Source organism: Beijerinckia sp. 28-YEA-48, assembly GCF_900104955.1.
GTDB lineage: Bacteria > Pseudomonadota > Alphaproteobacteria > Rhizobiales > Beijerinckiaceae > Terripilifer.
Map to the genome: position 1 here is coordinate 371685 of NZ_FNSI01000001.1, position 15857 is coordinate 387541.

Here is a 15857-nt window from a genome sequence, read left to right on the forward strand (position 1 = left end):
TTTCACTCAATGCGGTTTGACGACGGTCCAGAAATAGATGCCAAGCGGAATCGCTAGGATGACAAGGCCCCAGTGCACTTCGCGCCAGCGGCCGGCCAGCAGTTTCACCAATACGTAGCAGAGAATGCCGCCGGCGATGCCGGTGCCGAAACTGTTCGACATCAAGGTCAGCAGGACCATCAGCAGCACCGGCAGAGAGTCGGTAAAATCGTCGAAATGCGTAAGCCTGATGGTGCTGAACATGGAGAGACCGATGAGCACCAGAGCCGGCGCCGTCGCTTCCTTCGGAATGGCCAAAGCGATGGGGACGAACAGAAGCATCAGGGCGAACATGACGGCCGCAGCGATGGACGAGAGCCCGGTGCGGCCTCCCACCTCTACGCCGGCAGCCGATTCCACCAGTGCCGTCATGGCTGGAATTCCCATCCAAGGGCCGAGCGTCGCGGCAATGGAGTCGACCAGGAAAGGGCGATTGATGTCGGGGAGGTCGCCGTGTTCATCGAGCAAGCCAGCCTTGCCGCCGATCGCCAGGGTCGTGCCCATGGTGGAGAAGAATTCGGAGGCGAAGAAGGCGAAGAGATAGGGGATGGCTGATAGGGTGAGTGCTCCCCAAATATCGACCTGGAAAGCCACCGGCATGAAATCATGCGGCCAGGTGATGAAGGCATTGGGCACTTTCGTGACGCCGAGTGGTACGCCGGCGAGGGCGGCGATCAATATGGCCCAAAGAATGGCCCCGGGTATTTTCATGGCTTGCAGGGTCACGGAGGCGGCGAGGCCGATCAGGGCTAGAATTGTGCCGGGTTTGGAAAAATCGCCGAGCGCCAAGGCATTGGTTTGGGCGTTGGCGACGACGATGCCAGCGTTGCGAAACCCCAACATGGCGATGAACAGGCCGATTGAGGCGCCGAGGCCGAGCTTGATCTGGGTGGGAATGAGCTGGACGATGAGGCCGCGCGCGCCAGCTAATGTGAGGATCAGGAAAAGCACGCCCGAGATGCAGGCGATGCCCAGCCCGGTCTGCCAGGGCACATGTTCGGTGGCGGCGAGCGTGACGCCCAGGATAGCCGAACCGCCAATGCCGGGGCCGACGATAAACGGCAGGTTGGCGTAGAGCCCCATGAGGATGCAGCCGAACACGAAGACGATCATTGTTGCTGTTGTCGCTGCGGCGCGGTCCATCCCACCTGTCGAAAGCAGGGAGGGAATGACAATCAGCAGATAGGCGGCGGCCAAGAAAGACGTGATGCCGGCCAGGGTTTCGGTGCGCAGGTTCGACTGACGCGCGCTCAGGGAGAAATATCGATCGAGCCAGCCTCGCGATGTTTCAGGCGGGGGCGTATCGACGACGACGGTTTCCGAAGATGACATCGCAGCTTCTCCGATGAGCACCACTATTGTGGGCGGATCGAGGGTAAGCGCAAGCGGGGAGGGCATATCGGGCGGTCTTGGGAGCCTGTCTGTGAGGATTCGTAGTCCGATCTATCCTGAAGAATGCTCAGCCGACGGGTAGTGGTTCGTTGAGGTACTCGATCGTGTCATGGTGTTCGTTCAGGTCGAACAGATCGAAACGGCGTAGCAATTGGGCGGCGCAATTCTGAATTCTCCAGCGATCCTTCACGGCACGTTCGGCCATCCGTTCGATTTCGCGGGCCACGTCCTCGGTGACGTCGCGCAGCAGGTCACCGATATGGCCTTCCAACACATGTAACACAGGGCAATCTGGCAGGTCGCTGTCACAGAGTGCCTGGGCGATTTCCGCTTGGGTGGCGTGGCAGTCGAATTCGGTGACACTGATATGGCCGAGGCGGTCGGCCTGGATGACAAAGATAAATCGTTCGAGGTCGCGCTTGGGTAAGGTAGGGGCAGACATCGTAGCATCTAGGGCGAGAGGTTCCGCTGCATCCCGTTCCTGCCTTGGAGCCATTTCATTCTCCGCCTGTCGCGCCAGATTCGCGACTTACGGATATTAATTATAGCTTGATATCGGTCAATCTAAATATCAAGTATAGATTGATTTAAATGCGCGCACCTCAGCGCATGGCGCAAACGCCGGTGCAAGGCTGGGAAAGAAACTGCTCGATCGCACTGTCGATTTCCGGGCGGTCGGCAGGAGGCAGCAAGACTTGAGACGTTTTGAGCTGGGTGGCGATCCTGAGGCGGTCGCTCTGGGACAGGGCCGGCGCGATCAACGGCATATTTTCCGCCAGGGTTTTGGCGAGCGCTGAACGATTGGCGGCCTGGAGGTGCGGCATGGCAATAATCTCATTAACGTTCATCAGAAACGGTGCGTAGCCGACCTTGAACGAGGAAACGCCGAAGCGTTTGACGTCGTCCATCTGCCGATCCTGAATCAGCATGCTGATATCGGTGGCGACGGCTGCCAGGGCGCCGACGATCTTCAATTGGACGATCTGGGCACGGACGATTTCGTTCTGAAAAGTGATGATATTTTCAGCGAGTTTCGCGCGTTCCGAGTTATCCCGCGTGAAGAAAACATAAGCGCCGAGGATGCTGCGCTGCCGCGCTAAAATGGCCACCAGAGCCTCGCTGTCGGCGGCGCCATAAGGGGCTTGCCCGATAATCGCTGGGTTCCAGAAGGCATTGAGCAGTTCGGCGTCGGAGGGCGTTTCGAGCCTAGGCATGCCTCCTTCGGCGCGGCGGGTTTTGATCAACTGCTCGAATTTTTCATAGAGCGCATCGGTCTTCTGTGCCGCATCCGGCGGGGCGGCAGCTCCTGCGGGCGAGCAGACGAGAAACACCGCCAGAAGGCACCCCGAAAAGCTGTGGCTGAGCAACAAAGATCGTTTCATCATAAACATCGGCAACCCGGCATGAGCAATGTCAGGAGGACGTCGATGTTAGAACGCAGGCGGGCTGGCGAAGTTCCGCCTTACTGTTAGGCGAACCGGAGATAGAACAGTCGGTACCGATAAAATACGTCGGGGTAATATTTGTTGCTTCAACGCACGTCCCATTGGCGTAGGACCGTGACATCTTGAACCGGCCCCGGCCATAAATGGAGCGTATAGCGATCGTCGCCGGTGAGGCCATCGGTGCTGAGAGTGCCAAGACCAGTGGAGACAACCATCACGCGCAAGTCGCCGGGCGGGACCTGTAAACGTGGCGCGGTGGGGAGATGGTCGGTCAGGCCGGCAAGAACGATTTCTCCGGACGTATGCAGACTGCCGATGACAACGTGGTCGGCTGCTGCGATGTCGATGATTGGCGGGATGTCATGTGATTCCACACGCACCGGGACAGGCATGTTGCGCTCCGTCATGGCGATCAGCATGCCGTTGCCGATGAGCATGCGTGCCCTCAGGGTGGTCTCGCTATAGTCCGTCGGCATATCTAGCGCGATGGCGGCGTCCGCCAGATAGAACTGGTGATAGTCCGCCATCAGCTGGTCGTTGAACAGAAGCGCCATGCGATTTCCCTGTCGAAAAGGGGCATTGGATCGCGATCTGGATGTCAGAAATATGACGCGCTGCCGATGCGAGCGACATCGAAAGGCGTTGTTTGGTAGATTTCATTGATCCAGTTGCCAAACAGCAGATGGGCATGGCTGCGCCAGCGGTTCTTGGGTTGGCTCTGCGGGTCGTTATCTGGAAAATAATTGCTCGGCAATTGCATGCCGTTTTCGATGTCACGTGCATATTCCTCGGCCAGTGAGACCGAGTCATATTCGACGTGGTTGAACATATGCAGGGTGCGGCGCTGCGGATCGTCGAGCAGGCACAGGCCGGTCTCTTCGCTGTCTGCCAAAACCGTGAGGCCACTGCCAAGTGGGATATCGGCGCTGCGCGTTTCGGTCCAGCGCGACACTGGCACGGAGAAATCGTCGGAGAAGCCACGCATGAAGGGAGAAGACGGGATCAAGTTCCGCTGCCTGTAGACGCCGAAAGCCTTCTGCGACAGCGCGTGTTTGGGCATGCCATGGAAATGGTGAACGGCCGCCTGGGCGCCCCAGCAGATGGTGAAAGTGCGATGCACGTGGGTCTGCGTCCAGTCGAGGACGAGCTGTAACTCTTCCCAATAGCCGACTTCTTCAAAGGGCATCCGCTCCACCGGGGCACCGGTAATCAGAAAGCCATCAAAACGGTCGGACTGCATTTCACTCCACGGGCGATAGAAGGCGCGCATGTGATCGGCTGGCGTGTTGCGGGCGATATGATCGGTCATCCGCACCAAGGTGAGTTCCACCTGCAGGGGCGTTGCCGCCAGGAGGCGGGCGATCTGCGTTTCGGTGCGGATCTTGTTGGGCATTAGATTGAGCAGCCCGATGCGCATCGGACGGATGTCCTGGCGCACCGCATCTGTCTCACGCATGACCATAACGCCCTCGGCGTTCAATGTGTCATAGGCAGGCAAGTCATCGGGAATTTTGATCGGCATTACCGCGTAGGTCCTTCACTCCAGGGCGAGACAGACGCGGTGGCTTGATCCGTTTGATTGCCGGTTCGGCCACATCCTCCCTTCAGAGAGGCCACCTTGCTCGGTCAGCAGGTTGGCGTTGGGCTCGCCCCAACTCTTGATGCGGCCGCTATTTTAGACGGATCGTCGGGGTGATTTCAACTGCCGTTGCAGGGCGGGCTGTGTTTCAGTAAAAGGCGACGGTCGAAAAAGGAGAGATCGGTGCGGTTAGCCCGATCCCCACGCAAGTGGGTCCTGGCCGTCGCTTCGGCGTTGAGCCCCGAGACTTTTCCGCTGGTGCATGGGGCGCCGGCGCATGAAAGGACTTGGGTATGCAACAGCAGATTTCGATCATTACGCTTGGCGTCGCCGATCTGGCGCGCTCGAAGCGTTTCTACGGCGAAGGTTTCGGTTGGTCGCCGGTCTTCGAGAACCAAGAGATCGTCTTCTATCAGATGAATGGTCTCGTACTGGGCTGTTTCCTCAAACCCTCTCTTGAAGCTGATATGGGCCGGTCGTTGGCGACAGCGGCTGGTGCTTATTCATTGGCTCATAATGTGGGGAGCGAGGCAGCGGTGCTGGCGACCATGGACCGGTTGGCGCTGGCCGGGGGGCGTATCATCTGCCCCGCCGATGCTCCGCCCCATGGCGGCTTTCGCGGCTATGTGGCTGATCCCGACGATCATGCCTGGGAGATCGCGTTCAATCCGGCCTGGACGATTGATGCGCAAGGGCATGTAACCTTCGGCATCTGAGAAGAAGCGGCAGGTGAGCGGCCTTTCAGCCACTCACCTGCCAGGTCGCGAAACGTTCTGTCGATAGCCGATACGTGTTAGAGCGATTGCCTGGCGGGGAGCTTCCAGATGGACAATTTGGAAGCGGCATCGGATCTAACGGGACGGCGGCGTATCAACCAACATGCGCAACCAACTCGTCAAGTTGAGGCAGTGTGTTCGCGTGCGAACATCAATGCGGTCTGCCCCTCGTTCATTGTTTTGCTCCATGCTCATGGGGCATCGTGTTCACAGTCAGGCGTGAGTGAAAGCCGAGAACAACTCGCCGCGTTTGATCCAGGCGAGGATGAGAAAGATCAGCGCTGGGACGAGCGCATGAAGGGCGTCGTGATCGAGAACTAGAAGATTGGCGGATGTGGCGCCGATCATGATGGCCGCAGCAAGGATGGCGCCGAAAGCTGCCATTCCGCGTGTGACGAGCAGTCCTGCTGCCGTGAGTTCGAGGAGCCCGGTCACGACGCGGAACCATTGTCCGGCGCCGATTATATCGAAGATCTGCACGGACTGACCGGCGCCATAGAGCTTGGCGAGCCCGTCGCTGACGAGCCAGAGGGCGAGTGCGAGTTCAAGAAATCGCAGCGAGATCGTTTTCCAGCGGCCGGCAGGCGCCGGGGCGGCGACAGGCAATGACATGACTGCTGTCCCCACTCAGACGCCGTCCGCCAGCGCGACGAGCTGGCTGCGCCTCTCCCAGGCGATAGCGAGGAAGGCAATGGCGATCACCGTCGAATGGATGGGGTCATGGCCGATGGATACGTTGGCGAGGGTCGCGAAGGCCATGGTGATGGCGCCGAGCAGGGCGCCAAGGCCGACGGTCGCCGGATACAGCAGCGTCAATCCGATGACGATTTCCATCGCTCCGGTGAAATAGCGCAGCCATTGGCCGATGCCGATGGTGGCGAACAATTGCACCATATCAGCGGTGCCGTAGAGCTTGGCCACGCCGGCGCCCACGAAAAGGAGAGCGAGGGCGATACCAAGTGCCCAGAATCCAATGGTTTTCCAGCGATATCGATAGACGGATTTGGTGGTGATAGCCGAGACGGACATGACGACACCCCTGGCACTTGTTTTCTCTGGGGTTGAAACTGCCAGCCGAAATGTCGATGTTAGTCTGGATTTACAAGTAGGATGGATTTTCTGCTGTAGTATGGAAAATATGGTGTAGTATGGAAAAGGTGACTACCCCGGAATGTGCTCAGGCCGAGTGTCTCCGTGAGCCTCCGCCTGAAATTGCCGCGACGCTCGCCGTTCTCGACGGCAAGTGGAAGATGCTCATTCTCTGGCAATTGTTCCGTCGCACCTGTCGTTTTAACGAAATGCGCCGCGCCATTCCAGGCGTCAGTCAGCACATGCTGACGGTGCAGCTGCGCGAGCTGGAGGGCGAGGGGATCATCAGCCGGACGGTCTTTCCGGAAGTGCCACCGCGTGTCGAATATGCTTTGACTGAACACGGGCGCAGTCTCGGCCAGGTGATGCATGCTCTATATGCGTGGGGCGAGACGCATCTGGCGCGGATCGCGCCGGAACGGCGCGTCACGACGGACGCGCCGCGCGAAGAGCGGGTATGAAGACTTCAACAGGGGCAGTTACATATCGGTCACTGCCAGCTGTTTACGCCAGACCTTCGCTCTTGAAGACCGCTTGAACGGCGGGACGCGCCTTCATTCGGTCGCGGAAAGCTTGCAGCGCTTCTGGTAGTTGCACGCCAACCTTCTCAGCCCAGAGGGTGATGATGAACAGGTAGCAATCCGCAACGCTCAGCTTGTCGCCGAACAGATAGTTTCCCTTCATATTGTCGACGATATATTTGGCGCGGCGGTTGATGATCTCACTGGCCTGGGCTTTCTCTTCGTCGCTCCCGTTCCGGAAGAAGGGCTTGAAGCTCTTGTGAACCTCGCTGCTGATGAAGGCGAGCATTTCCAGAAGCCGCGTCCGGCCGAGCGGCCCTTCGAGCCCCAGCGCCGGAGCCTGCTGGGCGATATAGTCGAGCACCGCGACATTCTCAGTCAGAAGCGCGCCGTCGTCGAGCGCCAGCGCCGGCACATAGCCCTTTGGCGAGATGGCATTGTAGTCCGCACCCGAGGCGGTTTTCTTGGCCTTCAGATCGACCCGTTCACTTTCAAACGGCAAGCCCGCTTCTTGAAGAGCGATATGGTCGGCCAGGCTGCAAGCGCCGGGGGAGTAGTAGAGTTTCATTCGGTATGTTCTCCATTTGGGACGTCAAGGCTAGCATCCGACGGGGTGTGTAGCAGCGGGCGGCATGGACAGCCATCCGCTTCCGGTCACTTCAATTTGAGCGCAATGGCCTGCGAGGCGACAAGCTCAGGGGCTTTCGGATTGGGATTCCCGTGGTCCGCGCCAGGCCCAGCGGATCAGCGCCCATGCGCTGCCGCCCGTCGCCATGCCGAGCAAATAGACAATGACGATCTGCACCGCCAAAGGCGCCGTGACCCTGAATCCGAGGAAGGATAGGGTAACGTTCTCGAGATTCTGGAGTGCGAAAATCAGAATGGCCGCGCCAAGAATGACGATAGTCGCCGTGTTCAACCAACGCATGATCCGCCCCCGTTAGATTCCTTATCGCAACAGCATTTCCTCGCGGACGGCGCCCGTCAAGAGGAGGAAGTTTAGCGGAAAAGCATGGTTAAAACAGGTGTGTGAGTATCACGCCTGCCAACGCGCAGAGCGCTAGCATGGGGATCATACCTAGTTTCAAGCGGAACACAGCCGATATGGCAAAGGCTGACAGCGCGGCGGCGCGCCAGTCGACGGAGATCAATACCGACCACTCTGGGGTTAGTGGACCAAGCTGCAGCGGCGCCATTTCGCGAAACAGCACGTGTAAGGCGAACCCGACGGCGAGATTGAGAATGATGCCGACCACGGCTGCGGTGATTGCGGAAAGTGCCGCAGCGATGACCTTATTGCCGCGCAGGGTGGAGGCTTTCGCCTCCACCATCATCGTTCAAATCGCGTTGAAGGCGCTTAACAAGGCCTTGATTGAAGCCGTCGCCACATCTGTGTCGATGCCCACGCCGAAAAAGCGGCGATCGTCGGCCGTACGACATTCGACATAAGCGGCGGCCTGCGCATCCGAACCACGGCGCAACGCATGTTCGTGATAGTCGACAACCTCGACCTCCATCTTCAATCCGTCGTTCAACGCTGCCACGGCGCTGGAGATGAGGCCGTTGCCGCGACCGTTGACGGCGATCTCGCGGTCTCCGGCGCGGATGCGGCCGGTGAAGATGCGGGACGGACCACCACGCTTGCCACCTTCTTCATAATCGACAAGCTCGAACTTCTGCTGGCCGTTGAGGTGGTAGGCATCCTCGAAAGCGGCCCAGATGTCGGCGGCGCTTAGTTCCCTGCTGGTGCCGTCAGCGATGGCTTGCACCTTGCGGCTGAAATCCATCTGTAAGCGCCGTGGCAATTGCAGGCCGCGATCCTGTTCCAGAATCCAGGCAACGCCGCCCTTGCCGGACTGACTGTTGACGCGGATGACCGCTTCATAGGTGCCGCCGACGTCGGCCGGATCGAGCGGCAGATAGGGCATTTCCCAATAGCCATCGTTACGCGTCTCATGGGCCGCGAAGCCCTTGCGGATAGCATCCTGATGCGAGCCAGAGAAGGCAGTGAACACCAGCTCTCCAGCGTATGGGTGGCGCGGGTGGACGGGTAAAGCGTTGCAATGTTCCACCGTGCGGACGATGGAGGCCATGTCCTCGAAACGCAGCTTCGGGTCGATGCCTTGGGTATAGAGGTTGAGGGCCAAGGTCACCAGATCGACATTGCCAGTGCGTTCGCCATTGCCGAACAGGCAGCCTTCGACGCGATCGGCGCCGGCGAGGACGGCGAGTTCCGTCGCCGCCACGCCGGTGCCGCGATCATTGTGCGGATGGACGCTGATGATCACGCTGTCGCGCCGCGAAATATGCCTGCAGAACCACTCGATCTGGTCAGCGTAGACATTGGGCATGGCGACCTCGACCGTTGCCGGCAGATTGAGAATCGCCGGATGGTCTGGCGTCGGTTGCCAGACGTCGAGCACGCGCTCGCAGATTTCGAGCGCGAATTCGGGCTCGGTGAAGCAGAAGGTTTCCGGCGAATATTCAAATGTCCATTTGGTCTGCGGCTGCATCGCAGCTTCGCGTGCCATGGCCTGTGCGCCGGAAACGGCGAGCGCAATCACCTCCGGCTTGTCCATCTGGAAGACGACGCGTCGGAACAAAGGCGCGGTGGCATTGTAGAGATGGACAATGGCTTGGCGCGCGCCTTTGAGCGACTCAAAGGTGCGGGCGATCAGATCTTCGCGTGACGGGGTGAGAACCTGCACAGAGACGTCGTCGGGGATGAGATTGCCTTCGATCAAGCTGCGGACGAAATCAAATTCCGTCTGCGATGCAGACGGAAAGCCGATCTCCATTTCCTTGAAGCCGATGTCGAGCAGCATGTGGAAGAAGCGCAGCTTCTTCTCCACGTTCATCGGATCGGCGAGGGCTTGATTGCCGTCGCGCAGATCGGTCGAGAGCCAGCGCGGTGCGGCCGTCATGGTTTTCGATGGCCATTGCCGGTCGGGCAATTGGATCGGGGCAATGAAGGGACGGTATTTGGTTTCTGGATTGGTCAACATGATGCAAAGCCGTGTGCGAGTATTCGGGAAGAGTGAATACGGCGCGATACAGCCGCCGGGCTGCCGTCAGTCCCGACGGCCGCCGCTAAGTCGCAGGCTGTTGCACGGCGTCAGGGCGCGGCCTTGCGCGAACAAGTTAAAAGAAAACGTCAATCCGTTGGGAGCAAACATGACGGCACCAATACGAGCAAACCAAACGACGAAACCCCGCCTTCCTCAGAAGGTCGGGCCTAGAAGTCGAAGGTTTGCCGGGCGCGTGAATGTCATGGTGGCTTCGTATGACATCGTGCGGGCGGATGCGCAAGCCTGCTCTGTGGGCGGATCTGCGCAACTGGCCTGCTGTCAGCTCTCACTGCGCCGGAAATCGCGCCGCAAGCGACTGAGAAAGCGTCGATAACCTGGCTGTTCACGCAGCAGCCGGCGGCCCAGGGCGGCGATAAAGTCGACATCCTCGCTCTGCAAGGTCAGCCGGTTGTGCAGGGTGAGGATGCGTTGGGCAACGGTGGGTTCGGTAATGTCCGAGAGAGCGATACGAACGAGACCGACGTCGAGATCCTGGCAGCGGGGGGCGCCCTGACATCGCCAGCGTACAATCTCATCGCGCCAGATCGGCAGGCGGCGCCGCAGCATGTCGTAGCTCTGCAGGCTGGGAATATTGATCAACGCGTCGACCGCGCCAATCACCGTTTCCTTGGCGTCGGGCGCCGCCGCCGTTTGCGAGACATTCCCGCCGATTCTGGTTGAAGCATCGACGACGATGAAGAGGAGGTGTTTGATGCGGCGTGCCTTTGCTTCGGGCAAAGGTTCTGGCGATGGGCGGCTCATGAGATGCAGCAGGCTCTGCGTGCCAATGCCGTCAACGAGGCCACCGTCATAGAGCTTGAGATAATTCAAGTCGGTTGCGGTGCGATAGCGTGCGATGGATTCACGATAATATTGTTCTGTCAGCGAGGCGTGGGCATGGCGTGTGCGGGGAGACCGGGGTTCGTTCGCGACCGGACAGGCGGCGTTGTAATTGCGCAAGGTGATGGGAGCGAAGATGATGGGAACGGCGGCGGAAGCGGCAACTGCATAGGCCAGAGGATAGTCGTCATGGCGGCTGCAAATCGCCGAGAAGGAGGGGCGGTCGAAGATGAAGGGCGTGCGATTATAGAGATCGGTCGCATGAATGATGAGGCGGGGGCGATCTGGATGACTGACCGTGCCGAGGGTAGCGCCACGGAAGAGATGGGTGTCGAGCCAGGAAGGGAAGCCGGAAAGATCGTTGACGCCGCCCTGATAGCCGCGCAGCAAGTTGGCTGGCGTCAGTGTGGTGTGTAGGGCCGCTTCGACGTCTTGGCCGAGGAAGGATTGGCGGAACGCGGGCAGGCCGTCTGGCCCGTAGAGCGCGAAATGGGCAGCGAGTACCGCGCCACCTGAAACACCAGAGACGACCGCCACCTCATCTGCAAGCGTGCGTCGTGCAGGCGAGGTAGCGGGCGACGCTTGCTGCGCCAGTTCCGATAGAACGCCATATCCGAAGGCCGCAGAGCGGGAGCCGCCACCGGAAAAGGCCAGCACGATGGCAGTGTCGTCGGTTTCATCTGAAGCGGGTGAGGGCGAGCTAGGCACAATGGAGCCGGTGGTTAGTGCTAGCGGTGCGTTTGTCACACGCACATCGGGGCCGGCGCAGGCGGCAAGGAGTAGCGAACAGGCAAAAGGAAGCGCGATAGCCTTGTGGCGGACGACACGGCGAAAGAAATTGGGCAAGCGCGACCGTCCAGGAGAACCGATAGGTGATGCTTCACAATTGCCGGTCGCAGGTTGCGGCAACATGGCGTGGATGGTCTTGAACGCTGATTCTAAAGGTAAATTTTTCGTCTCTTGCAATGTTGATGCAATGTTCGCGCAATGCGGAGCGCTCAGGTTTGCCGAATCTGCTGGTCGACCCGGTGCAGGAGAGTGTTTGGATGCGTGTGCTGTTGGTGGAGGACGAGCCGGAAATGGTGTCCGCATTGCGTGCGGCTCTGACCCGGCACGATATGGTGGTCGATCATGCACCGAATCTCGCCGAGGCAGAGGCAAGTCTGGCCGAAGGGGTGCACGACGCGGTCCTGCTCGATCGTCAATTGCCCGATGGTGATGGGCTTTCGCTGATCCCGATCTTGCGGGCGGGCGGCAACACGATGCCGGTACTGGTTTTGACGGCTCGTGGCGATCTGGTGGACCGGGTGGCGGGCCTCGACAATGGTGCCGATGATTATCTCGGTAAGCCGTTTGCTTTTGAAGAGCTGTTGGCGCGTCTGCGTGCCTTGTTGCGTCGGCCTGCCCATGTGCAATCGGACGTGGTGCGGGCCGGGCGACTTGCGTTCGATTTCGTCCATCGCGAAGTGAGTGTCGATGGCGTTCGGCTTGATATGCCGCGCCGCGAACTTTTAGTGCTCGAAGCGCTGATGCGGCGCACGGGGCGTATGGTGGTGCGCACCTTTCTGATGGAGGCAGTGTTCGGCCTCGATGACGAAATTCAGTCGAACGCGCTTGATACGCATGTGTCGCGCTTGCGCCGCAAGCTCGCCGAGGCTGATGCCGGAGTGACCATCAATGGCATTCGCGGTGTCGGCTATCTTCTGCGTGAAACGCCGATTGAAGCGCGATGACGGTCTCCCTGCGCAGCCCGCGCTCCCTCAAGTGGCGCCTCGTGGTGCGCCTTGTCATTTTCCAGACAATCATGCTGGCGCTCATTGTCTTCTTGGCGGTGAGCACCGTGTGGAGCACGGTTCTCATCGTCAATGCTTATGAGGATAGCACACTCGATGTCCTGCGCGACGCAGTGGCGCGCGATGCCGATGGCGGCTTGAGACTCAGTGCGACGTCGGATCTCAATCGTCTGCGCTCGGAGGCCACCGGCCTCTGGTTTCTGATCCGTGATGAAAATGAACACAGGCTGGCAGAAGGCACGGTTCCGCCGGAGTTCGCACCTGTCGTCGCTGGGCTCGACAATATCAGCCAGGCACGGCTCGGCTGGAAGTTGAGAAGTTCGGATCGTCCCGATGGACTGGTCAAGTGGGTCGACAGTGCTGCTGGCCGCGTGCAGATTCTCACGGGTACGCAGGGGCGTATGTCATGGCGCCGGCTCGCCTCTGGCGTATTCCTCAGTTCACTTTACATCACGCTGCCGATCTTGGCTTTGATGGCGTTGGTGACCGTTCTGGCCACTCCGCTTGTGGTGCGCAAAGCCATGACGGGCTTGAATCTTGCCGCCGCGCAAGCCGAGCGTGTTGATGTCGACCAGCGTGGCGTCCAATTGCCAGTCGACGATGTACCAACCGAGATCAGCCCCTTGGTCAAAGCGATGAACGATGCGTTGGCGCGGCTCGATAAGGGCTATGAACGACATCAACGTTTTCTTGCCGACGCGGCGCATGAGCTGCGCACGCCGATCGCCATTCTCAACACCCGCATCGCCTCGCTCCCGCCGAGCCCGGAGAAAGCGCGTCTGCTCGAAGACACGACGCGTCTGTCGGTTCTGACCGGTCAACTCCTCGATTTGCAACGCCTCGATCAACAATCAAGCCGCTTCGCCCCGATCGACCTTGCTGCGCTTTCCCAGCGGGTCGTGGTCGATCTCGCACCCTTGGCTTTTGCTGCGGGCTACGAAATTGATTTCCAAGCCGAGGCTGGTTCGACGCTTGTCAGTGGGGACCAAACATCGCTGGAGCGCGCCCTGACCAATCTGGTGCAGAACGCTATAGAACATGGCGGCCGGCGAGGTACGATCACGGTGCGCGTCAGCAGGATGAACGGGCAGACGGGTGAGATCGAAGTCTGCGACGAGGGCGATGGCATTGCTGCTGGCGAAGCCGAGCGGATTTTCGAGGCGTTCCATCGTCTGCGCCATGATGGCAAGGGCGCGGGTCTTGGCCTCAATCTGGTGCAGGAAATCGTGCGTCTGCACGGTGGGCAGGTGATCGCCATTAATTTGCCCGCGGGGGGGGCCTGTTTGCGGATGGCCATTCCGCTGACACCGCGTCAGCAGCAAGCTTGAATGGCATCAATCAAGGTGCTTGCCGTCAGCCGGTAGATCGTGGCTTTCCCAATCACGCGCTGGGATGGCGTCACCAACGTGGAAGGCAAAAGCTGTGACCTTCTTGTGATCTGATGTCAGGTCACATTGGAATTTAAGATTGTACCACTGGTGCTTGCTATGAAAGGCCGCGCCATCGGCGAAGAGCGTGTCGCCCGCAACTTTCGTGTCGGTCATCGCGTAGGCGACGAGACTGTCGGGTTGAAACGCCTTCTGCCAAGCCTCGACCTGGGCCATGGCTTCGAGCGAGCAGAGCTGCACCATACGCTCTTCCGATTCAAGCTTTGGTAATGTCTCGCGTGCCTTGCGACTGCGCGGATCGGCGAGGATTTTTTCCGAGAGCATATGTGTCGGGCGCATCATGGCGAGCGGAGCTTCGGGAACAGGCCCAGGACGCGTGGCCTCGGTCGCCGGTGGCGGTGCACTTTGAGCTGGAGCAGGCAGTGGCTCAGCTTCCCTGGCGATCGACGGCTGTGGTTGCGGCTGCGGTTCGCTCGTGGGAGTGGGAGGTGGCGGGGATGCCAATATCTCGACTTCTATCGTGCGCTCGAGCATCGGTTCCAAGCGTCGGGTGGCCGGCGCAAGCACGAGCACGATGGCGATCGCCGCATGCAGGAACAGGGAAGCGAGAATGCTCCCTGTAATCAACCGGTCCCGCGCATAGTCCCGCACCGGTGTCTCCACATGTCATGCCTGTGCCGGCACTGTTGTGAGTAAAGCAAAGCGGCGATTTTGCGACGGGTTTTAGTTCGCTTTTACGTCCGCTTCTATCCTTGAGGTGCCGGCGGTGAGTTGCTTCGCCAACTCCTGCAATTGTTTGAGCTCCAAAACGCCGCTGATCTGCAAGGCGCCGCCGAGGATTGGCGTTCTGATCGTCGGGGATACGACTATCTTGCCGTCAATGCTGATGGTGATCTGCTTGCCGACCAGATTGCTTGTCCACGTCGCGAAGGCTTTGCTGCTCTCGGGCGTCAGTTCTACATTGAGAACGGGTGTTCCAAACTTAGGATCAGTGGTCGCCTGCGCTTTGGTGATGGAGAGAGACAAGGGGTCGGCAAGAGCTGGCGCGTGGGCCAGCACAGTCATCACCAGAGCGGAGGCGATCATAGCCGTACGCCGCAGGTATAATGCTTTTTGACCGCTGTGCATGCTCGGCTCTCTCCTATGGCAGGCCGAGTGTACGTCCTTTCGTCACCGACCAAGCGCCGGCGCCTGCGGCGGCCAGAACGAGGAAGCCGCCGGCCATGACCACGTGCTCCATAAACACCGTCCGATTTCCGACGTGGACGATATAACCGGTTGCCAGGCACCAGAGCGCCAGCAAGACACTCGTGGTGCGAAAAGCGAAGCCGCCGATGATGGCCAGGCCACCCACCAGTTCGCATAGGCCGACGAGGTAGGCGAGGGCGAGCGGAGACGGCAGTCCCATTTTTGCCAGAGCGCCGGAGAAACCGGCCGCGCCTGTCAGTTTGAGAATGCCCCAGACGATGAAGGGCACGCCCAAAAGCAGGCGCCCGAGCAGCAATCCGGCATTGTTCATTCTTAGTCTCCGCAGATCAGGATTTGTTGCGTTGCGAGAGGCTGGATGGAACGAGGTTGTGTCTAATTCAAGTTGCACGGAGGCGATCGCAATCAAGTCGCCGTGATCAGCTTTATCGGTGTGAGGTCGGCCGACGTTGGATGACTCGTGTCAGGACCTGCTGTGACGAATAACCTTTTGAAATTGAGGCATTACCTGGCCCGATGCTCGGTCTAGGGAAGATGGTGGTCAGGTAGGTGGCTTGTCTCGCTTGTACCGAGCTGGCACGCAGCCGGAGCTTTGCAAATTTTGCATGCGGGGCAGATGCATAGGCATCTTGTGCAATGCAAAATAAGGGCAATATTAGCTGGTATCAAGAATCGGCGCTGGCCGCGCGCTGACCTCATTCGCCATTTTTCCGGACCTGTC

19 protein-coding genes and 1 riboswitch are annotated in these 15857 nt (G+C 59.5%); of the genes, 4 read left to right on the top strand and 15 right to left on the bottom strand.

The features are described from left to right. Window positions 1-6: 6 nt before the first annotated feature. From BLW50_RS01665 to metA, 5 genes are all read right to left on the bottom strand, one after another. A complete protein-coding gene (locus BLW50_RS01665; protein ID WP_090708549.1) occupies window positions 7-1371 on the bottom strand; it encodes an NCS2 family permease in 1365 nt (454 codons plus the stop codon). 127 nt (window positions 1372-1498) lie between these two features. Beyond that, complete coding sequence (locus tag BLW50_RS30180) at window positions 1499-1873, bottom strand: hypothetical protein (RefSeq protein ID WP_139267421.1); 375 nt, start codon at window positions 1871-1873, stop codon at window positions 1499-1501. 160 nt (window positions 1874-2033) lie between these two features. Further along, complete coding sequence (locus BLW50_RS01675; protein WP_139267422.1) at window positions 2034-2813, bottom strand: hypothetical protein; 780 nt, start codon at window positions 2811-2813, stop codon at window positions 2034-2036. A 149-nt stretch (window positions 2814-2962) separates the two neighbouring features. Then, a complete protein-coding gene (locus BLW50_RS01680) occupies window positions 2963-3430 on the bottom strand; it encodes a hypothetical protein (protein ID WP_090696591.1) in 468 nt (155 codons plus the stop codon). Between the two features lie 44 nt (window positions 3431-3474). Continuing rightward, entirely contained in the window at window positions 3475-4398 is a 924-nt protein-coding gene (gene metA, locus BLW50_RS01685) for a homoserine O-succinyltransferase (protein ID WP_090696593.1), read from the bottom strand. A gap of 43 nt (window positions 4399-4441) precedes the next feature. Then, window positions 4442-4546, bottom strand: a riboswitch (SAM-I-IV-variant riboswitch). Between the two features lie 202 nt (window positions 4547-4748). On the opposite strand from metA, the gene BLW50_RS01690 reads away from it, so the two are divergent. Next, window positions 4749-5171, top strand: coding sequence for a VOC family protein (locus BLW50_RS01690; RefSeq protein WP_090696596.1), 423 nt, complete (start codon window positions 4749-4751; stop codon window positions 5169-5171). A 273-nt stretch (window positions 5172-5444) separates the two neighbouring features. Here BLW50_RS01690 and BLW50_RS01695 read toward each other — a convergent pair whose 3' ends face one another. Together BLW50_RS01695 and BLW50_RS01700 are read right to left on the bottom strand one after the other, a co-directional pair. Then, the gene (locus tag BLW50_RS01695) at window positions 5445-5843 is read right to left on the bottom strand and encodes a DoxX family protein (RefSeq protein WP_090696599.1); all 399 of its coding nucleotides are present in this window, start codon (window positions 5841-5843) and stop codon (window positions 5445-5447) included. A gap of 15 nt (window positions 5844-5858) precedes the next feature. Beyond that, entirely contained in the window at window positions 5859-6260 is a 402-nt protein-coding gene (locus BLW50_RS01700; protein WP_090696601.1) for a DoxX family protein, read from the bottom strand. Between the two features lie 119 nt (window positions 6261-6379). Between BLW50_RS01700 and BLW50_RS01705 the strand changes: the two genes are divergently transcribed. Beyond that, entirely contained in the window at window positions 6380-6781 is a 402-nt protein-coding gene (locus BLW50_RS01705; RefSeq protein ID WP_090696603.1) for a winged helix-turn-helix transcriptional regulator, read from the top strand. 43 nt (window positions 6782-6824) lie between these two features. Here the strand turns inward: BLW50_RS01705 and BLW50_RS01710 are convergent, their stop codons facing one another. From BLW50_RS01710 to BLW50_RS01730, 5 genes are all read right to left on the bottom strand, one after another. Continuing rightward, window positions 6825-7409, bottom strand: coding sequence for a glutathione binding-like protein (locus BLW50_RS01710; RefSeq protein ID WP_090696605.1), 585 nt, complete (start codon window positions 7407-7409; stop codon window positions 6825-6827). Window positions 7410-7535: 126 nt separating this feature from the next. Next, on the bottom strand, window positions 7536-7769 hold the full coding sequence (locus tag BLW50_RS01715) for a LapA family protein (RefSeq protein ID WP_090696608.1): 234 nt from the start codon (window positions 7767-7769) through the stop codon (window positions 7536-7538). Between the two features lie 88 nt (window positions 7770-7857). Further along, entirely contained in the window at window positions 7858-8175 is a 318-nt protein-coding gene (locus tag BLW50_RS01720) for a hypothetical protein (protein WP_090696611.1), read from the bottom strand. A gap of 3 nt (window positions 8176-8178) precedes the next feature. Continuing rightward, on the bottom strand, window positions 8179-9846 hold the full coding sequence (gene leuA / locus BLW50_RS01725) for a 2-isopropylmalate synthase (RefSeq protein WP_090696613.1): 1668 nt from the start codon (window positions 9844-9846) through the stop codon (window positions 8179-8181). A gap of 342 nt (window positions 9847-10188) precedes the next feature. Continuing rightward, a complete protein-coding gene (locus tag BLW50_RS01730) occupies window positions 10189-11595 on the bottom strand; it encodes a patatin-like phospholipase family protein (protein ID WP_170849927.1) in 1407 nt (468 codons plus the stop codon). A gap of 200 nt (window positions 11596-11795) precedes the next feature. On the opposite strand from BLW50_RS01730, the gene BLW50_RS01735 reads away from it, so the two are divergent. Both BLW50_RS01735 and BLW50_RS01740 read left to right on the top strand, forming a co-directional pair. Then, complete coding sequence (locus BLW50_RS01735) at window positions 11796-12482, top strand: response regulator transcription factor (protein WP_090696617.1); 687 nt, start codon at window positions 11796-11798, stop codon at window positions 12480-12482. Further along, the gene (locus BLW50_RS01740; protein ID WP_090696619.1) at window positions 12479-13870 is read left to right on the top strand and encodes a sensor histidine kinase; all 1392 of its coding nucleotides are present in this window, start codon (window positions 12479-12481) and stop codon (window positions 13868-13870) included. The genes BLW50_RS01735 and BLW50_RS01740 overlap by 4 nt, the downstream gene beginning before the upstream one ends. 6 nt (window positions 13871-13876) lie before the next feature. On the opposite strand, the gene BLW50_RS30955 is transcribed toward BLW50_RS01740, so the two are convergent. The 3 genes from BLW50_RS30955 to BLW50_RS01755 all read right to left on the bottom strand — a co-directional run bounded on the left by BLW50_RS30955 (window position 13877) and on the right by BLW50_RS01755 (window position 15449). After that, a complete protein-coding gene (locus BLW50_RS30955; RefSeq protein WP_244544106.1) occupies window positions 13877-14581 on the bottom strand; it encodes a DUF930 domain-containing protein in 705 nt (234 codons plus the stop codon). A 72-nt stretch (window positions 14582-14653) separates the two neighbouring features. After that, window positions 14654-15058 carry a SecDF P1 head subdomain-containing protein gene (locus BLW50_RS01750; protein ID WP_170849928.1) on the bottom strand — a complete coding sequence of 135 codons (405 nt, stop codon included), beginning with the start codon at window positions 15056-15058 and terminating at the stop codon, window positions 14654-14656. Window positions 15059-15071: 13 nt separating this feature from the next. After that, complete coding sequence (locus BLW50_RS01755; protein ID WP_090696623.1) at window positions 15072-15449, bottom strand: DoxX family protein; 378 nt, start codon at window positions 15447-15449, stop codon at window positions 15072-15074. Window positions 15450-15857 lie beyond the last annotated feature (408 nt).